We start from the raw sequence: 14,862 nt of genomic DNA, 5'->3' as shown, positions 1-14,862 counted from the left end.
TAACCGACAGCATGGTGCTCGAACCCGAAGAACGATTATGTAGAACGCGCTAGCTCAACGTATGTCAACCGGCACGGTTGCGACGTTCGAGGACTCGCTCGAACGACTCGAAGTAGGCTGGACACACGCGTCGCCCGACGGGCTGGCGGACGTACTCGAAGAACGCTGTCCGGAGCCGGCCGTCGGCGTGGAACTCCCGTACGACGGCGTCGACCTCCCCGACTGGGTGAACACCGACCCGACCCCCGCGGACCTCCGGGAGGCGAACGCGGGCGTCACGGCGGCCGGTCTGGGCATCGCGGACTACGGGAGCGTCGTCGTGCAGGGCACGCCCGACGGCATCGAACCCGTGAGCCTGTTCGGCGACCTCCACATCGCCGTTCTCCGGCGGTCGGACATCGTCCCCGGAATGCCCGAGGCGTTCGACTGGCTGGGCGAGGAGTTCCGCACGGGCCACTCCTCGGCCATCATCGCCACCGGTCCCAGCGCCACCGCCGACATGGGCGCGCTGGTGAAAGGAGCGCACGGCCCGAAGGACGTCCACGTGGTGATTCTCGATGAGTAAGGCGCGCGAGGCCAAGGCGGCGAAGATTCGACAGCTGATGGAGACCGAGGGCGACGCCGTCGGCACGAGCACCCGCGGGTTCAACGAGGGCCGCTACGAGTCGGTCCGGTCGCTCGACGACTACGAGGGGCTGAAGTCCGAAGCGCGGGCTATCAAGGAAGATGCCATCGAACGCCTCCCCGAACTCATCGACCAACTGCGCGAGACGGTCGAATCCAACGGCGGCACGCTCTACATCGCCGACGACGCGGCCGACGCGAATCGGTACGTCCGCGAGGTCTGCGAGGACAAGGAGGCCGAACGCGTCGTCAAGTCGAAGTCGATGACATCCGAGGAAATCGAGGTCAACGAGGACCTCGAAGCCGCCGACATCGACGTGGTCGAGACCGACCTCGGCGAGTGGGTCTTGCAGGTCGCAGACGAGTCGCCGTCGCACATCGTCGCGCCCGCCATCCACAAGTCGCGGGAGGCCATCGCCGACCTGTTCAACGAGACGTTCGAGCCCGACGAGCCCCTCGAAACCGCGGAGGAACTCACCATGTTCGCCCGCGAACAGCTCGGCGACCTCATCGAGGGCGCGGACGTGGGGATGACCGGCGCGAACTTCATCACCGCCGACACCGGCACGATGGCGCTCGTCACCTCCGAGGGCAACGCCCGGAAGACGGCCGTCGTCCCCGACACGCACGTCGCGGTCGCCGGCGTCGAGAAGGTCATCCCGACCGTCGAGGACCTCCGGCCCTTCGTCGAACTCATCGGCAAGTCGGGGACGGGTCAGGACATCACCTCCTACATCTCGCTTCTGACGCCGCCGGTCGAGTCGCCAACCGTCGATTTCGACGCCCCCGACACGCCGCTTTCGGAGACCGAGACGGACCGCGACTTCCATCTCGTCCTCATCGACAACGGGCGGTTCGACATGCGCGAGGACGACCAACTCCGCGAGACGCTCTACTGCATCCGGTGTTCGGCGTGTTCCAACGTCTGCGCCAACTTCCAGCACGTCGGCGGCCACGCCTTCGGCGGCGAGACCTACTCCGGCGGCATCGGCACCGGCTGGGAGGCCGGCGTCGAGGGCCTCGACAGCGCCGCCGAGTTCAACGACCTCTGTACCGGTTGTAGCCGGTGCACCACCGCCTGTCCGGTCGAAATCGATATTCCGTGGATTAACACGGTCGTCCGCGACCGGGTCAACCGCGGCGAGGTGTCCGAACTCGACTGGCTCGTCGAGGGGCTCACCCCCGACGAGGAGCCCGGCAGCGTCAGCCTCCAGAAGCGCTTCTTCGGCAACTTCGAGACGGCCGCGAAGGTCGGGAGCTTCTTCGCCCCGGTCTCCAACTGGGCCGCCGGCCTCGGCGTCTCTCGGGACCTCATGGAGCGGTTCCTCGGTATCGACGCCCGCCGCGAACTCCCCGAATTCCAGCGCGAGACGCTGAAAGACTGGTTCGAGAGCCGCACCTCGCGTGTCGACGACCCGGTCCGCACCGCCGTGCTCTACCCCGACGTGTACACGAATCACGTGCAGGTCGAACGCGGGAAGGCCGCCGTCCGCGCCCTCGAAGCCCTCGGCGTCGACGTCGTCGTCCCCGACGTTCGCTCGTCGGGCCGCGCGCCGCTCTCGCAGGGCATGATTGCGACCGCGGAGGACCACGCTCACGACGTGTATGCCGGCCTCGCGGAGCACATCGACGACGGCCGCGACATCGTCGTCATCGAGCCCTCTGACCTGGCGATGTTCCAAAGCGAGTACGAGAAGTTCCTCCCCGAGAAGTCCTTCGAGCGCATCTCCGAGGCCAGCTACGAGGTCATGGAGTACGTCTTCGGCCTGCTGGACAACGGCGCTGACGCCGACGCGCTGTCGGCGGGCGCGGGCGAGGAAATCGCCTACCACAGCCACTGCCAGCAGCGCACCCTCGGCCTCGAAGGCCACACCGAGGCCGTCCTCTCGGACCTCGGCTACGACGTCGCCACCTCCGACGTGGAGTGCTGCGGCATGGCCGGCTCGTTCGGCTACAAATCCGAGTACTACGAACTCAGCGTCGATGTCGGCTCCGAGCTACGGGGACAGTTCCAGACCGACGAGAACAGAGACCGCACCGTGGTCGCCAGCGGCACCTCCTGTCTCGAACAGCTCGATTCGCTCCTCAGCCGACCGACGCAACACCCGATTCAACTGGTCGCGCCGCGGCGGTAACGCGCCCCGTCTCGACCCCGGTCTCGGCCGTCGGCCGCGACGCCCTTTCCCCGTCTTCTCAACCGACCAACACGTCTTCGTCCGGTGATTTCTCGCCGGCGTCGGACGCCCGTCTGCCGCGCGTCTGCGCCCCGACTCGCGGGCTACGAACAATTAAGACCCGGCATCCCATGTTGGCGGATATGGACGGGACGCCCGAAGAGATTACGACGCTCGTAGGCCGAGAGGTCTACTCGAACAACGGTGTGTTCGTCGGCGAGGTCGAAGACGTCCGCCTCGACTTGGACCACGAGACGGTCACCGGCCTCGCGCTGACGGCGCTGAACGACGAACTGTTCCGTAACCAGATCGAACCCGGGAAGGGCGTTCTCATCCCGTATCGGTGGGTCCGCGCCGTCGGCGACGTCATCCTCATCAACGACGTCATCGAACGCCTGAAGAACCCAGAAGAAGACGAAGAGTCGCTGGTCGCCTGACGTTCTAACTCCCGTTTCCGCTCTCGCTGCCCTCGACGCCCATCGCACGGAAGAGCTTGCGCTTCACCGCCTCTTCGGTGAGTTGCAAGAGCGTGTCGCGGTTGTCGTCGTTGGATTCGATGCCCGTGAAGATGCCGAGCGGAATCTCGACCGACCCCTGCGTGGAGTGGCCGCCGGCCTCACCGATGCCGGTGAAGGCGTCGCTCAGAATCTTCCCGATGTTCATGCGGATGTCCTTCGACCGCGCCGCGAGGTAGATGGTGTCGTCGGCGATGCCGAACACCGCCGTCGTGGTGATGCCCTCCAGATTGAGGAGGTGCTGGGCCGCCTGCGTCAGCGCGTCGCGGTCGCGGATGAACCCCGCGTTCGAGACGAGATGCGAGCCCTGTACGTCGCGGTTCTGGATGGCCTCGGCGAGCACGTCCAGCGTCTCCGGCGACATCGACGGCGACTCCACTTTCTCCAGGGTATCGTGGTCAGCGAAGGGGTAGAGATACGCCGCCGCGGTCAGGTCGGCGGGCGTCGTGTCGCGCTTGAAGTCGAGCGTCTCGGCGCGAATCCCGTAGAGGAGCGCCGTGGCGACCGCCTGCGACGGGCTGAGGTCGAACTCCTGGATGTACTTCGTGAGAATCGTCGAGGTCGACGAGACGTTCGGTCGCACGTCGGTAAAGCGGGCGTCGATGCCGTCGTCGGGTTCGAAGTGGTCGATAAAGACCGTGATGTCGGCGTCGCCGAGGTCGGGCATTCCCGACTTCATGTGGTCGACGAGCGCGACCGCGCCGTACTCTTGGAGCGGCTTCGAGTCACTCCGCGGGGTGAGTTCGATGCCGAGGATGTTCACGAACGCCCGGTTCTCCTGATGGCCCATATCGCCCGAGTAGAGGATGTCGGCCTCGACGTCGTACTCGCGGGCGATGGCTTGGAGGGCGACCGCCGAGGCGAGCGAGTCGGGGTCGGGGTTGTCGTGGGTGAGGATTGCCATCCCGTGGTCGGTGTCGCGCAGGATATCGGCCAGTTGGCGGGCCTTGTATTCGAGTTCGCCGGACTCGACGCTTCGGAGCGCGGAGTCCGCGATGACCTCGGAGGGGTTGATGACCACGTCGGCACCGAGCTTCGTCAGTTCGTCCTCGGAGACGGGGTCCGAAGCGCGGACGACGATGAACTGGTCTTCGTCGCGGTCGCGGATGGTCGAGACGGCGGCCTTGTTGGCCTCGACGTCCGACGAGAGGATGAGAATCACGTCGCGTCCGACGACGGCGTCGGCGAGCTCCGGGTCGGCGATGTCCGTGGTCTGCGCGTTCAAATCCTGATCGCGCAGGGCTTCGACGCGGCTTTCGTCCTTGTCGAGGATGAGGACGTCTTTTCCCTCGTCTGTCAGTTCCTCGGCGACCGCGTGCCCGACGCTCCCGCAGCCGAGTATCGCGTACGTAGACATCGAGGAAATGCTGACCCCTGCACTCATCGTTGCCCGCTACTCCGGTCGGCCGACACTTAACACCCACCGTTTGTTCGTTGTTTCTTGCGTGTGCGTCCCTGCCGTCGTCGTGCAGAAAGGAAAGTCATTTTACCTACCGGCAGTTACGAGAGATTGCAAGGGCCGGTAGCTCAGTTAGGCAGAGCGTCTGACTCTTAATCAGACGGTCGCGTGTTCAAATCGCGTCCGGCCCATTCCTTCACCTCAGACTCACTCCGGTAGTCGGAACTCCGTCTCGACCGTTCGTGTCGGATAGCCGACTCGCTCGCACCTTCGGGTGTTTTATGCCCCGCTCCGAACGCTACCGACTATGAACCAGAGCGACAGGACCGAACTGGTCCTCGTCTTCATCACGCTTCTCGTCGCCATCGTCTTCGGCCTGGCCATGGGCATCGGGGACCGCTTCGACGCCGACCGGTTCGTCGCCGCGCTCACCCCGGACCTCGGGGTGTTGTTCGGGGCCGATGTCGTCGCGGGCGCGGTGCTCGTGGCGCTCTTCGGCGGTCTCGCGGTCGGTGCGAAACTGCTGTTCGACTCCTGACTACCGCCCGAGCGCGACCCACGAGTTCCCGCGGCCCGGCGACGGCGCGAGTCGAAGCGGGAACTCCGACTCGGTCGTCGCCGAGGCGAGTCGCTCCCGCAGGCCCGAACTCGCACACCCCACCACGGTTCGCAGTTCTCCGGTTTCGACCACGCGGACGGTCATCGCGCCGTGGTCGTTCATCTCCCGCTCGACGCGGACGAGGCGCGTCTCCGCACCTCTCGCCGCCGTCTTTCCACCCACCAGCTCCATGCTAACATATCTCTCGTCGTGAGTGATAAAGCTCACCGCCGTTATTCGCGGGGGCTTTAGGCCGTCCGCGGCGACGGCCGGTTCCGGAACTTCTTTTCGCCGGTTGGCCGCACACAGCCCATGGACCGCACCCGTCTCAGATTCTGGACGTTGTATCTCACTCGGTTCGCCGGGGGGTTCGGCTTCATCACGCTCGTCACCCTCCTCCCGAAGTACATCAACGAACTCGACCCGGGTGCGGTCGCCGTCCCCGAACTCGCGCTCGGCGGGCTCGCGCTCGGCGGGTTCTCCCTCTCTCGTGGCTTCGTCATCGGGATGTTCACCACCGGCTTCACGCTCGCCCAGACCGTCGCCGTCGTGCCCTTGTCGTGGGCCGGCGACCGCTACGACAAACGCCTCGTGCTCGCGGGGACGGTCGGCCTCGGCGCGGTCGTCTACGCCGCGTTCCCGCTCGTCGACTCCAGTCTCTCGTTTATCCTCGCGCGGGCCGCACAGGGCGTCGCCGTCACCGGCGCGGGGCTGATGTCGCTCGCGCTCGTCGGCGAACTCGCCCGCGAGGGAACGCGCGCGAACCACATCGGGAAGGCGAACGCCGCCCGCTTCGCGGCCTCCATCCTCGGCAGCGTCAGCGCCGGTATCCTCTACGACCTGTTCGGCTTCACGCCCATCTTCATCGTCATCACGATTCTCCTGACCACCGCCGTCGTCGCCATCTGGGTGTTTCTCCCGCCGGACGAGACCCGCATTCGCGGCTTTCCGTTCACGGACCTCGCGCTCAACGAGCGCATCCTGACGATGGCGACGTTCCGCGTCCAGTACGCCGTCGCCGTCACCCTCGTTCGGACGTGGGTTCCCATCTACGCCGGCGTGTCGGCGGCCTCCGGCGGTCTCGCCTACGGCGGCATCGCCGTCGCCGCGACCGTCGTCGCCGAGAAGTTCACCAACATGCTCTGCCAGCCCTACACCGGCCGCATCTCCGACGGCTACGGCCGCGCGCGGTTCGTCTTCGTCGGCGGCGGCCTCTACGGCCTCATCGCGCTCGCCGTCCCCTTCTCGCCCGCGGTCGGCGAGGCGCTCGCGCTCCCCGCGGCGTTCCCCGTCCTCGGCCCGCTCTCGCCCGCGTTCCTCCCGCTCGTCGGCCTCGCGGGTCTGCTCGGCGTCGCCGACAGCCTCCGCGAACCGGCCAGCATGGCGCTGTTCGCCGACGAGGGCTCCGGCGGCGCGGGCGTCGCCAGTAGCTTCGGCATCCGCGAACTCCTCTGGCGACCCGGCAGCGTCGTCGCGCCCCTCCTCGGCGGCTACCTCATGGCCGAAGTCGGCATGGAGTGGGTGTTCTTCGTCGGCGGCGCGACGGCCATCACCGGCGTCCTCGCCTTCCTCGCGGCCCTGACGTGGTCCCACGGGACCGACGCGCTCACGGCGTGGTAGGACTTCGTGCGTTTTGTATCGTGGTATCTGATTTATTCTGCCCCGGCCGGACTTCTCCCCGCCCGTTCCCACTCCCCGACAGGCGGGCCTAGGGTCATTATCGTGTCACTCGTATCACACGGTATGGACCACCTCGAAACCCCGGCGGTACACCGGTTGCTCACTTCGCCCGCCGGCCGACTGTTGACCTCGCGCCCGTTCGAGGCGTTCAAGACCCGCTCGCTCCCCCGCGAGTTCGGCGTCGTCCGCGCTCGCGCCGCGGCCGACGTGGCGCTCTCGGAGGGCCCGGAAGCGTTCCTCCGCGAGGTCGGCGCGCCGCCCGCGCCGCACCTCCACGACCGAATCGAACGCGCCCTCGTGCGGTACGCCCGCCTCCGCGGCGCGTACGACGAGACGATGGACCGCTGGGAGCGCGTCTTCTGGGGCGACGGCGAGTCGACGCCCGACGAGCGCGTCGCCGTCGAGCGAGAGCGCCGCGAGGTGTCGGAACGGCGGGCCAAACCGACCGACATCTTCGGCTTCCTCTCGAAGGAACACCTCGTACCGCCGGTGAAGTTCGAGACACCCCCGCCCGAGGACGCGCGGACCCGCTGGCACCACGAACTCGCTGAACCCGAGCGGCTCTACGGCTTCGTCGAGTCCAGCGCGGCCGAGGAGTTCCCTCGCGTCGAGCGCTCCGCGACCGTCCGCGGGCCGGGAACCGTCGAGTACCTGCTTCGCTTCCGGTCGCCCTCGCCGCACCTCAGCGACCGGGCGACCGCGCGGGTGTACGAACCCGTCGACATCGACGCCAACACAGACGGCGACGTCGACCTGCCGACGCTCGTCTTCCACTCCGGCTGGGGGATGTTCGACGACCAACTCACCTACTGGCCCGAAGAGGAGTCTGTCGCCCGCGCGCTCGCCCCGGAGGGCTACCGGGTCATCCTCCCCGACGCGCCGTGGCACGGCCGCCGCGAGCTACTCGGTCGATACAGCGGCGAGCCCTACATCGCCCGCGCGCCCGTCGGCCTGTTCACGCTCTACTCGGCGGCCGCGCTGGAGACCGCCGTCCTCATCGACTGGGCGCGGACCGAGGGCGCGCCGGCTGTCGGCGTCGGCGGCGTCAGCCTCGGCGGGACCGTCGCGCTCCACGTCGGCGGCCGGTGCGGCGACTGGCCCGAGTCGATGCGCCCCGACCTGCTGTTCCCCGTGGGAATGCCCGGCGCAATCGACCAGACGCTCCTCGCGGGCGGCCTCACGAAACTGCTCGACATCGACGACGCGCTCGACGCGGCCGGCTGGACCGGCGCGGCGCTCCACGAGTTCGCGCCGCTGTTGAATCCACCCAAAACGCCGTGTCTCGCGCCCGAACGCGTCTTCTCGTTCGTCGGCAGCCGCGACGAGATGGCTCCCGCCTCGACGGCCCGCGCGCTCCTCGACGAGTGGGGCGTCCCGCGGCCGAACCGCCGCGAGTGGGACTGCGGACATTTCGGCGTGCTCGCACACCTCATCAGGGACGAATCGTTCCGAACGACGGTCCGGCGAGAGTTGGACGCGGCGGCGCGGGACCGCCGAAACAGAGAATCAGTTACCGCCTGAGCCGACTGCCGGACCTCACTCCTCGTCGGCGAGGAAGTCGGGTTCCGTGCGCTTTTCGTCGTATTCGCTCCGGAGGTGGTCGCGGAACGCCTCGACGCTCACGTCCTTGGCCTCGCGTTCCTTGCGGTCGCGGACGGAGATGGTTCCGTCTTCTTCCTCGTCGCCGCCGACGATGACCATGTACGGGACGCGGTCGGTCTGGGCCTCGCGAATCTTCCGGCCGAGCGTCCACGAGCGGTCCTCGATGTCGACGCGGAAGTCGTTGAGTTCGTACTGGAGCTTCTTCGCGTACCCAATCTGGTCGTCCGAGATGGGCAGGATGCGGACCTGCTCGGGCGCGAGCCAGAACGGGAACTTGCCGTTGAAGTGCTCGATGAGGACCATGAAGAAGCGCTCGTAACTGCCGTAGAGCGCGCGGTGAATCATCACCGGCTGGTGGTCCTCGTTGTCCTCGCCCGTGTAGGTGAGGTCGAAGCGGTCGGGCATGTTGAAGTCGAGTTGGACCGTCGGACCGTCCCACTTGCGACCGAGGGCGTCCTTGAACGCGAAGTCGATTTTCGGCCCGTAGAACGCGCCGTCGCCGGCCTCGATGCCGTAGTCGATGCCGCTGTCGTCGAGGACCGCGCGCAGTTGCGTCTCCGCCTGCTCCCAGATTTCGTCGCTGCCGACGGACTTCTCGGGACGCGTGGCGAGCGCGACTTCGGCGTCCAGCCCGAACGTGTCGAACACCGTCAGGATGTTGTCGATGATGAGGTTGATTTCGTCCTCGATCTGGTCGGGGCGGACGAACAGGTGACCGTCGTCGATGGTAAAGGACCAGACCCGCGAGAGGCCCGACAGCTCGCCGCGCTGTTCCTTCCGGTAGACCTTCCCGTCCTCGAAGTAGCGCACCGGCAGGTCGCGGTACGACCACGACTGCTGGTCGAAGATGGTCGCGTGACCGGGGCAGTTCATCGGCTTCAGGCCGTACTCCTCGTCGTTCACGTCGAGGAGGAACATGTCGTCGACGTAGTTCTCGTAGTGGCCCGACTTCTTCCACAGCTCCGTCCGGAACAGGTGGGGTGTCTCGACGGGGTCGTAGCCCGCGTCGAGGTTGAGCTGTTTCGCGTAGTCCGCGAGCTCGTCGAGGATGCGCTTGCCGTTGGGCTGGTACAGCGGCAGACCCGGCCCCGTCGTCTCGTCGATGGCGAACAGGTTCAGCTCCTGGCCGAGCTTCCGGTGGTCGCGCTCCTTGGCCTCCTCGCGCATCTCGAGGAACTCTTCGAGGTCGGACTCGGACTCGAACGCCGTGCCGTACACCCGCGTCAGCGTGTCGTTGTCCTCGTCGCCGCGCCAGTAGGCCGCGGAGATGTTGAGGAGCTTGACCGCGCCGATTTCGCCCGTCGATTCGACGTGCGGACCCTTACAGAGGTCCTCGAACTCGCCCTGCTGGTAGAACGAGAGCTCGTCGTCGCCGGCGGCCTCCTCTTCGAGGATGTCGCGCTTGTAGGGGTTGTCGGCGTACTTCTCCAGGGCCTCCTCGCGGTCGACGAGGACGCGCTCGATGTCGAGGTCCTCCTCGATGATGTCGCGCATCTCGTCTTCGATGGCTTCGAGGTCCTCCTGTTCGAGGTCGACGCTCGTCACGTCGTAGTAGAAGCCGTCGTCCGTCCACGGGCCGATGGTTAGCTTGGCCTCGGGGTGGAGCCGCTGGAGGGCCTGCGCGAAGACGTGGGCCGCCGAGTGGCGGAGCACGTCCAGATACTCGTCGGACTGGTCGGTGACGATGACGAGGTCCGCGCCGTCGTGGAGCGGCGTCTCCTTGTCCACGAGTTCGCCATCGACGACGCCGGCGACGGTGTCCTTGCCGAGGCCGGGGCCGATTGCGAACGCGGCGTCTCGCACCGTCGCACCCTCCTCGACGGAGAGTTCCGTCCCGTCGGGGAGGATGACAGCGATATCACTCATACGCGCACGGAACGGACGGGGGAGAATAAGTGTTGTTGAGACGGGCGCGTTCGACGCCCGCTCGCGGCCGGTTTCGTGCGATTTGCTAGCACAACTGTGGCGGCGTCGGCGGCCTGACTCGGTTCCCGCCCCCGCGGTCGCGCCCTCGTCGTCGGCTCGCCGTTTCGACCCAAAGTACCAATTGGGTCGCCCGCGGACCCTGTGGGTATGCGACTTTCTCGACAGAGCGGGGTGTTCATGCACGTCACCTCGGTCCCGGGGCCCCACGGCATCGGCGACCTCGGCGACGGCGCGCGCGCTTTCGTGGACTTCCTCGCCGACGCCGAACAGTCGATGTGGCAGTTCTGCCCCCTCGGGCCGACCGAACCCGCCATGGCGAACTCGCCGTACCAGTCGACCTCCTCGTTCGCCGGCAATCCGCTTCTCATCGACCTCACCGACCTCGCGGACCGCGGGTGGCTCACCGACGCCGACCTCGAACCCGTCCCCGACTTCGACCCTCACGCGGTCGACTACGAGCGCGTCGGCGAGTACAAGCGCTCGCGGCTCCGCGCCGCCTTCGACCGCTTCGAGGCCGAGGCCACCGAGGACGCCCGCGCGGCCCTCGACGCCTTCCGCGAGCGCGAGGCCGGCTGGCTCGACGACTACGCGCTGTTCGCCGCCCTGAAAGACGAGTTCCGGCGGGCGTGGATAGACTGGCCGACCGAGTTGAAGACCCGCGACCCCGACGCGCTCGCCGACGCCCGCGCCGAGTACGCCGACGAGATTCGCTACCGCGAGTTCGTCCAGTTCTGCTTCGACGAGCAGTGGCGCGCCCTCGCCGACTACGCCGACGAGAAGGGCATCACCCTCGTCGGCGACCTCCCCATCTACGTCGCGCTCGACAGCGCCGACGTGTGGGCCGCCCCCGAGGCGTTCGACCTCACCGAGTCGAACGAACCCGCCGTCGTCGCCGGCGTCCCGCCGAACCCGGACGACGCCGGCCAGCGCTGGGGCAACCCGCTGTACGACTGGGAGACGCTCCGCGAGGACGGCTACGGCTGGTGGCTCGACCGCCTCCGCCGGCTGTTCGACCTCGTCGACGTGACCCGCATCGACCACTTCAAAGGCTTCGACGAGTTCTGGGCCATCGACGCCGACTCCGACGACCCCGGCGACGGCGAGTGGCGCGACGCGCCCGGCCACGACTTCTTCGAGACGGTCGAGCGCGAACTGGGCGACCTCCCGTTCATCGTCGAGGACCTCGGCTTCCTCGACGCCTCGCTCGTCGACCTCCGCGACCGGTTCGCCTTCCCCGGCATGCGCGTCCCGCAGTACGCCGACTGGTGCCGCGAGGGCGATATGTACCAGCCGATGCACTACCCGGAGAGCTCCGTCGCCTACACCTCGACCCACGACACCGACACGTTCGTCGGCTACTACCGCGACCTCGACGACCGCACCCGCGACTGCCTTCACTACAACATCGGCGCGGACGGCTCGGAGATTCACTGGTCTATCATCGACGCCGTCTGGAACTCCGCGTCCGTCCTCGCGTTCACAACCACGCAGGACCTCCTCGGGCTCGGCTCCGGCGCCCGGTTCAACACCCCCGGCACGCAGACCGGTAACTGGGAGTGGCGCGTCACCCGCGAAGGCCTCGACGACGGCGTCGCTGACCGCCTCGCGAGCCTCACGGACCTCCACATCCGCAACTGAAGCGGCCGGCGACTCTCGCCTCGGTTCGACTGCACCTTTTTCAATCGTCCACCCGACGGCAACGGTATGTCTCGCCGCCTCGGCCTCGGCGCGTTCGCCGCCGGGCTTCTCGCCGCGGTCCTCTCGGCGCTCGTCCGCGCGACGACCCCGCTTTCGGAGTTCGACGTACCCAACGCCGACCTGTTTCTCTCGACCGGGCTGTCGGCCGCCGCGGTCGCGCTCGTCGCCTACGGCGTCTACCGCTTTCTCACCGCGTTCCTCGTCGCGCGCATCGCGGACCGCCGCCGCGCCCACGACGTGCGGAACGTCCTGCGACTCGGGGTCGGCGGAATCGCGCTCGTCGGCGTCCTCGGGGCGTTCACGGACCAGTGGCTCGGCGTGTTGGTCTCCTTCGGCGTCATCGGCTTCGCCGTCACCTTCGCGCTCCAACAGCCGATTCTCTCCTTCATCGGCTGGTTTTACATCCTCGTGAGCCGCCCCTACGCGGTCGGTGACCGCGTCAACATCGGCTCGGTCTCCGGCGACGTGGCCGAAATCGACTTCCTCGTCACGACGCTCTGGGAGACCGGCGGCCCCCTCGCGTCGAACCAGCCGACCGGCCGGACCGTCACCGTCCCGAACTCGCTGGTCCTCTCCTCCGAGGTCGTCAACTACGGCGCGCTGTTCGACCGCGTCTGGACCGAGATACCCGTGCAGGTGTCCTACGAGACGGACCTCCCGTTCGTCCGCCGACTCCTCTTGGACGTGGCCGACGAGGAGCTCGGCGACGACATGGACGCCGCGATGAAACGCTACCGAGACAGGCTCCGCGAGTCGCCGCTGGACCTCGATGTGGCCGACGGCCCGACCGTCAACGTCGCACAGGAGGAGTCGTGGGTCGTCTTCCGACTCCGCGTGCTCGTCCCGCCGACCCGCGCCCAGCACGTCAAAAACCGGCTGTACGAGCGCATCCTCGACCGACTGGGCGACCACCCGGACCGCGTTAGCTTCCCGGTGAGTCGCAACCGCTGAGCGCGACGCGGTTCGACGTGGCGCGACGCGGCGCGCCTCGCTCGTCGCCACCCCGCCTCGTCGCCACCCCGCCTCGCCCGCCGGCATCGAAACCCGCAAATCCCCCGCGCCCAACGTCGAAGCGATGGAGACGGGTGTCATCGACCTCGGGAGCCTCGACGGAGCGTTCGACCTCCAATCGACGCTGGAAAGCGGCCAGTCGTACCTCTGGGACCGCCCCGACGGCCGGATGTACGAGCGCGACGCGGCCCACGGCGGCGACGCGTGGTACCAGACGGTCGTCCCGCCGCTCGACGGCGTCTCCGACGAGTCCGCCGTCGTCAGGGTCCGCCAGACCGACGGCGCGCTGGAGTGGGAGTCCAACGTCGACGCCGTCCCGCTTCTCACCCACTTGCTCCGCCTCGACGACGACCTCGACGCCATCGTCTCGGAGATGCCCGACGAACCGCTGGTCCGGCGGGCCTACGAGGCGTACCCGGGGATGCGACTCGTCCGCGACCCGCCGTTCGGCTGTCTCGTCTCGTTCATCTGCTCGGCGCAGATGCGCGTCTCCCGCATCTTCGGGATGCAGTCGCGGCTCAGAGAGACCTACGGCGAGCGCGTCGAGTTCGACGGCGAGACGTACTTCGCGTACCCGACCCCCGAGCGACTGGCCGAAGCCACCGAAGACGAACTGCGCGACCTCAGCCTCGGCTACCGCGCGCCGTACGTCCGGCGGACGGCCGAGATGGTCGCCACGGGCGAGGCGACGCCCGCCGAGGCCCGCGGCCGCGACTACGAGGACGCCCGCGAGTTCCTGACGACGTTCGTCGGCGTCGGCGACAAGGTCGCGGACTGCGTCCTGTTGTTCTCGCTCGACTACCTCGAAGCCGTCCCGCTCGACACGTGGATTCGGTCGGCCATCGAGGAACATTACCCCGACTGCGACCGGGGGAACTACGCCGACACCTCGCGGGCCATCCGCGAGCGCCTCGGCGGTCGCTACGCCGGCTACACCCAGACGTACGTGTTTCACTACCTTCGCTCAGGCGGGGAGTGAGCGCCACGAGACGGACTGGCAAGAAGGTTGATAGCCTTCGGCACACAACCTCCTCGTATCCATGGACTGCAGAGTCGTCGTCGAGGCCGCGGTCCCGGTGTACGACGTGGAGACCGTCGACGAGGCGATTCGTATCGCCATCTCGAAGACCGGCGAGATGCTCAATCCCGACCTGAAGTACGTCGAGATTAGCATGGGCGCGCGCACCTCGCCCGGCGGCGAGGAGCTTCCCCCCGCCTTTATCGCCGCGGACGAGGCGCTCGTCGCCCTCGAACTGGAGATGACCGTCTTCAACGTCGAACAGGAGGAACACGCCTCGCGCATCGCGCGCAAGGAAATCGGCCAACGCCTCGAAAACATCCCGCTGAAAGTGCTGTCCGTCGACCGCGTCGACGACGAGTCGGTCGAGACCGATGGCGAGGGCGGCACCCGAACCGAAACCGGCGCGTCTGACCCCGACGAAACGCTCGTCGACTTCGACGACCTCGTCGACGGCCGCTGAGGCGTCGGTTCTATCGTCGTCGCTGCGGCGACGCCGCAGCCCCGTTCACAGTTTCTGCTCGCGTGCGGAACTCACTCACTCTCGGCACGGCGGTCGCTCGGGAGCGTCGTCGCGCGGGAGAGCACGGCGCGGTCGCTCTCGGATGTAGGGTCGT

Annotated in this window: 13 protein-coding genes and 1 tRNA gene; 11 read left to right on the top strand and 3 right to left on the bottom strand. The window is 67.6% G+C overall.

Annotated features, from left to right (window positions below; translation table 11 throughout):
• The first annotated feature begins 61 nt into the window (after positions 1–61).
• From E4P24_RS08750 to E4P24_RS08740, 3 genes are all read left to right on the top strand, one after another.
• Positions 62–565 (top strand): LUD domain-containing protein, encoded by a 504-nt coding sequence (locus E4P24_RS08750; RefSeq protein WP_115802686.1) that lies wholly within the window; start codon positions 62–64, stop codon positions 563–565.
• Positions 558–2,759, top strand: coding sequence for an LUD domain-containing protein (locus tag E4P24_RS08745; RefSeq protein ID WP_188148368.1), 2,202 nt, complete (start codon positions 558–560; stop codon positions 2,757–2,759). Before E4P24_RS08750 ends, E4P24_RS08745 begins: the two co-directional genes overlap by 8 nt.
• 182 nt (positions 2,760–2,941) lie before the next feature.
• The gene (locus tag E4P24_RS08740; protein WP_004041580.1) at positions 2,942–3,235 is read left to right on the top strand and encodes a PRC-barrel domain-containing protein; all 294 of its coding nucleotides are present in this window, start codon (positions 2,942–2,944) and stop codon (positions 3,233–3,235) included.
• 4 nt (positions 3,236–3,239) lie between these two features.
• Here the strand turns inward: E4P24_RS08740 and E4P24_RS08735 are convergent, their stop codons facing one another.
• A complete protein-coding gene (locus tag E4P24_RS08735; protein ID WP_004041579.1) occupies positions 3,240–4,697 on the bottom strand; it encodes a DHH family phosphoesterase in 1,458 nt (485 codons plus the stop codon).
• 132 nt (positions 4,698–4,829) lie between these two features.
• On the opposite strand from E4P24_RS08735, the gene E4P24_RS08730 reads away from it, so the two are divergent.
• Both E4P24_RS08730 and E4P24_RS08725 read left to right on the top strand, forming a co-directional pair.
• Positions 4,830–4,903 (top strand) — tRNA-Lys (locus E4P24_RS08730).
• Positions 4,904–5,019: 116 nt separating this feature from the next.
• Positions 5,020–5,250 (top strand): hypothetical protein, encoded by a 231-nt coding sequence (locus E4P24_RS08725; RefSeq protein ID WP_115802684.1) that lies wholly within the window; start codon positions 5,020–5,022, stop codon positions 5,248–5,250.
• On the opposite strand, the gene E4P24_RS08720 is transcribed toward E4P24_RS08725, so the two are convergent.
• On the bottom strand, positions 5,251–5,502 hold the full coding sequence (locus E4P24_RS08720; RefSeq protein ID WP_004041577.1) for a hypothetical protein: 252 nt from the start codon (positions 5,500–5,502) through the stop codon (positions 5,251–5,253).
• A 120-nt stretch (positions 5,503–5,622) separates the two neighbouring features.
• Here E4P24_RS08720 and E4P24_RS08715 point away from each other — a divergent pair, with 120 nt between their 5' ends.
• Complete coding sequence (locus E4P24_RS08715) at positions 5,623–6,930, top strand: MFS transporter (protein ID WP_188148367.1); 1,308 nt, start codon at positions 5,623–5,625, stop codon at positions 6,928–6,930.
• Between the two features lie 123 nt (positions 6,931–7,053).
• The gene (locus tag E4P24_RS08710; RefSeq protein WP_188148366.1) at positions 7,054–8,511 is read left to right on the top strand and encodes an alpha/beta hydrolase family protein; all 1,458 of its coding nucleotides are present in this window, start codon (positions 7,054–7,056) and stop codon (positions 8,509–8,511) included.
• Positions 8,512–8,526: 15 nt separating this feature from the next.
• Here the strand turns inward: E4P24_RS08710 and thrS are convergent, their stop codons facing one another.
• The gene (gene thrS, locus E4P24_RS08705; RefSeq protein ID WP_115802682.1) at positions 8,527–10,458 is read right to left on the bottom strand and encodes a threonine--tRNA ligase; all 1,932 of its coding nucleotides are present in this window, start codon (positions 10,456–10,458) and stop codon (positions 8,527–8,529) included.
• 207 nt (positions 10,459–10,665) lie between these two features.
• On the opposite strand from thrS, the gene malQ reads away from it, so the two are divergent.
• From malQ to E4P24_RS08685, 4 genes are all read left to right on the top strand, one after another.
• Positions 10,666–12,156 (top strand): 4-alpha-glucanotransferase, encoded by a 1,491-nt coding sequence (malQ, locus tag E4P24_RS08700; RefSeq protein WP_188148365.1) that lies wholly within the window; start codon positions 10,666–10,668, stop codon positions 12,154–12,156.
• 66 nt (positions 12,157–12,222) lie between these two features.
• On the top strand, positions 12,223–13,167 hold the full coding sequence (locus tag E4P24_RS08695) for a mechanosensitive ion channel family protein (RefSeq protein WP_188148364.1): 945 nt from the start codon (positions 12,223–12,225) through the stop codon (positions 13,165–13,167).
• Positions 13,168–13,291: 124 nt separating this feature from the next.
• Positions 13,292–14,206, top strand: a complete 915-nt coding sequence (locus E4P24_RS08690) for a DNA-3-methyladenine glycosylase (RefSeq protein WP_004041571.1) — start codon at positions 13,292–13,294, stop codon at positions 14,204–14,206.
• A 61-nt stretch (positions 14,207–14,267) separates the two neighbouring features.
• Complete coding sequence (locus E4P24_RS08685; protein WP_006600225.1) at positions 14,268–14,708, top strand: DUF555 domain-containing protein; 441 nt, start codon at positions 14,268–14,270, stop codon at positions 14,706–14,708.
• Positions 14,709–14,862 lie beyond the last annotated feature (154 nt).

Source organism: Haloferax sp. AS1 (assembly GCF_014530665.1).
Taxonomy (GTDB): domain Archaea; phylum Halobacteriota; class Halobacteria; order Halobacteriales; family Haloferacaceae; genus Haloferax; species Haloferax volcanii.
Note: the sequence above shows the minus strand (reverse complement) of the source record. Positions and strands in the feature narration are given on the sequence as shown.

Excerpts from the sequence above, each read along its gene's own strand:
- E4P24_RS08735 (WP_004041579.1), bottom strand. The coding sequence starts at position 4,697 with ATGAGTGCAGGGGTCAGCATTTCCTCGATGTCTACGTACGCGATACTC.
- malQ (WP_188148365.1), top strand. The coding sequence starts at position 10,666 with ATGCGACTTTCTCGACAGAGCGGGGTGTTCATGCACGTCACCTCGGTC.
- E4P24_RS08750 (WP_115802686.1), top strand. The coding sequence starts at position 62 with ATGTCAACCGGCACGGTTGCGACGTTCGAGGACTCGCTCGAACGACTC.
- E4P24_RS08710 (WP_188148366.1), top strand. The coding sequence starts at position 7,054 with ATGGACCACCTCGAAACCCCGGCGGTACACCGGTTGCTCACTTCGCCC.
- E4P24_RS08685 (WP_006600225.1), top strand. The coding sequence starts at position 14,268 with ATGGACTGCAGAGTCGTCGTCGAGGCCGCGGTCCCGGTGTACGACGTG.
- E4P24_RS08740 (WP_004041580.1), top strand. The coding sequence starts at position 2,942 with ATGGACGGGACGCCCGAAGAGATTACGACGCTCGTAGGCCGAGAGGTC.
- E4P24_RS08690 (WP_004041571.1), top strand. The coding sequence starts at position 13,292 with ATGGAGACGGGTGTCATCGACCTCGGGAGCCTCGACGGAGCGTTCGAC.
- E4P24_RS08715 (WP_188148367.1), top strand. The coding sequence starts at position 5,623 with ATGGACCGCACCCGTCTCAGATTCTGGACGTTGTATCTCACTCGGTTC.
- E4P24_RS08695 (WP_188148364.1), top strand. The coding sequence starts at position 12,223 with ATGTCTCGCCGCCTCGGCCTCGGCGCGTTCGCCGCCGGGCTTCTCGCC.
- thrS (WP_115802682.1), bottom strand. The coding sequence starts at position 10,458 with ATGAGTGATATCGCTGTCATCCTCCCCGACGGGACGGAACTCTCCGTC.
- E4P24_RS08725 (WP_115802684.1), top strand. The coding sequence starts at position 5,020 with ATGAACCAGAGCGACAGGACCGAACTGGTCCTCGTCTTCATCACGCTT.
- E4P24_RS08745 (WP_188148368.1), top strand. The coding sequence starts at position 558 with ATGAGTAAGGCGCGCGAGGCCAAGGCGGCGAAGATTCGACAGCTGATG.
- E4P24_RS08720 (WP_004041577.1), bottom strand. The coding sequence starts at position 5,502 with ATGGAGCTGGTGGGTGGAAAGACGGCGGCGAGAGGTGCGGAGACGCGC.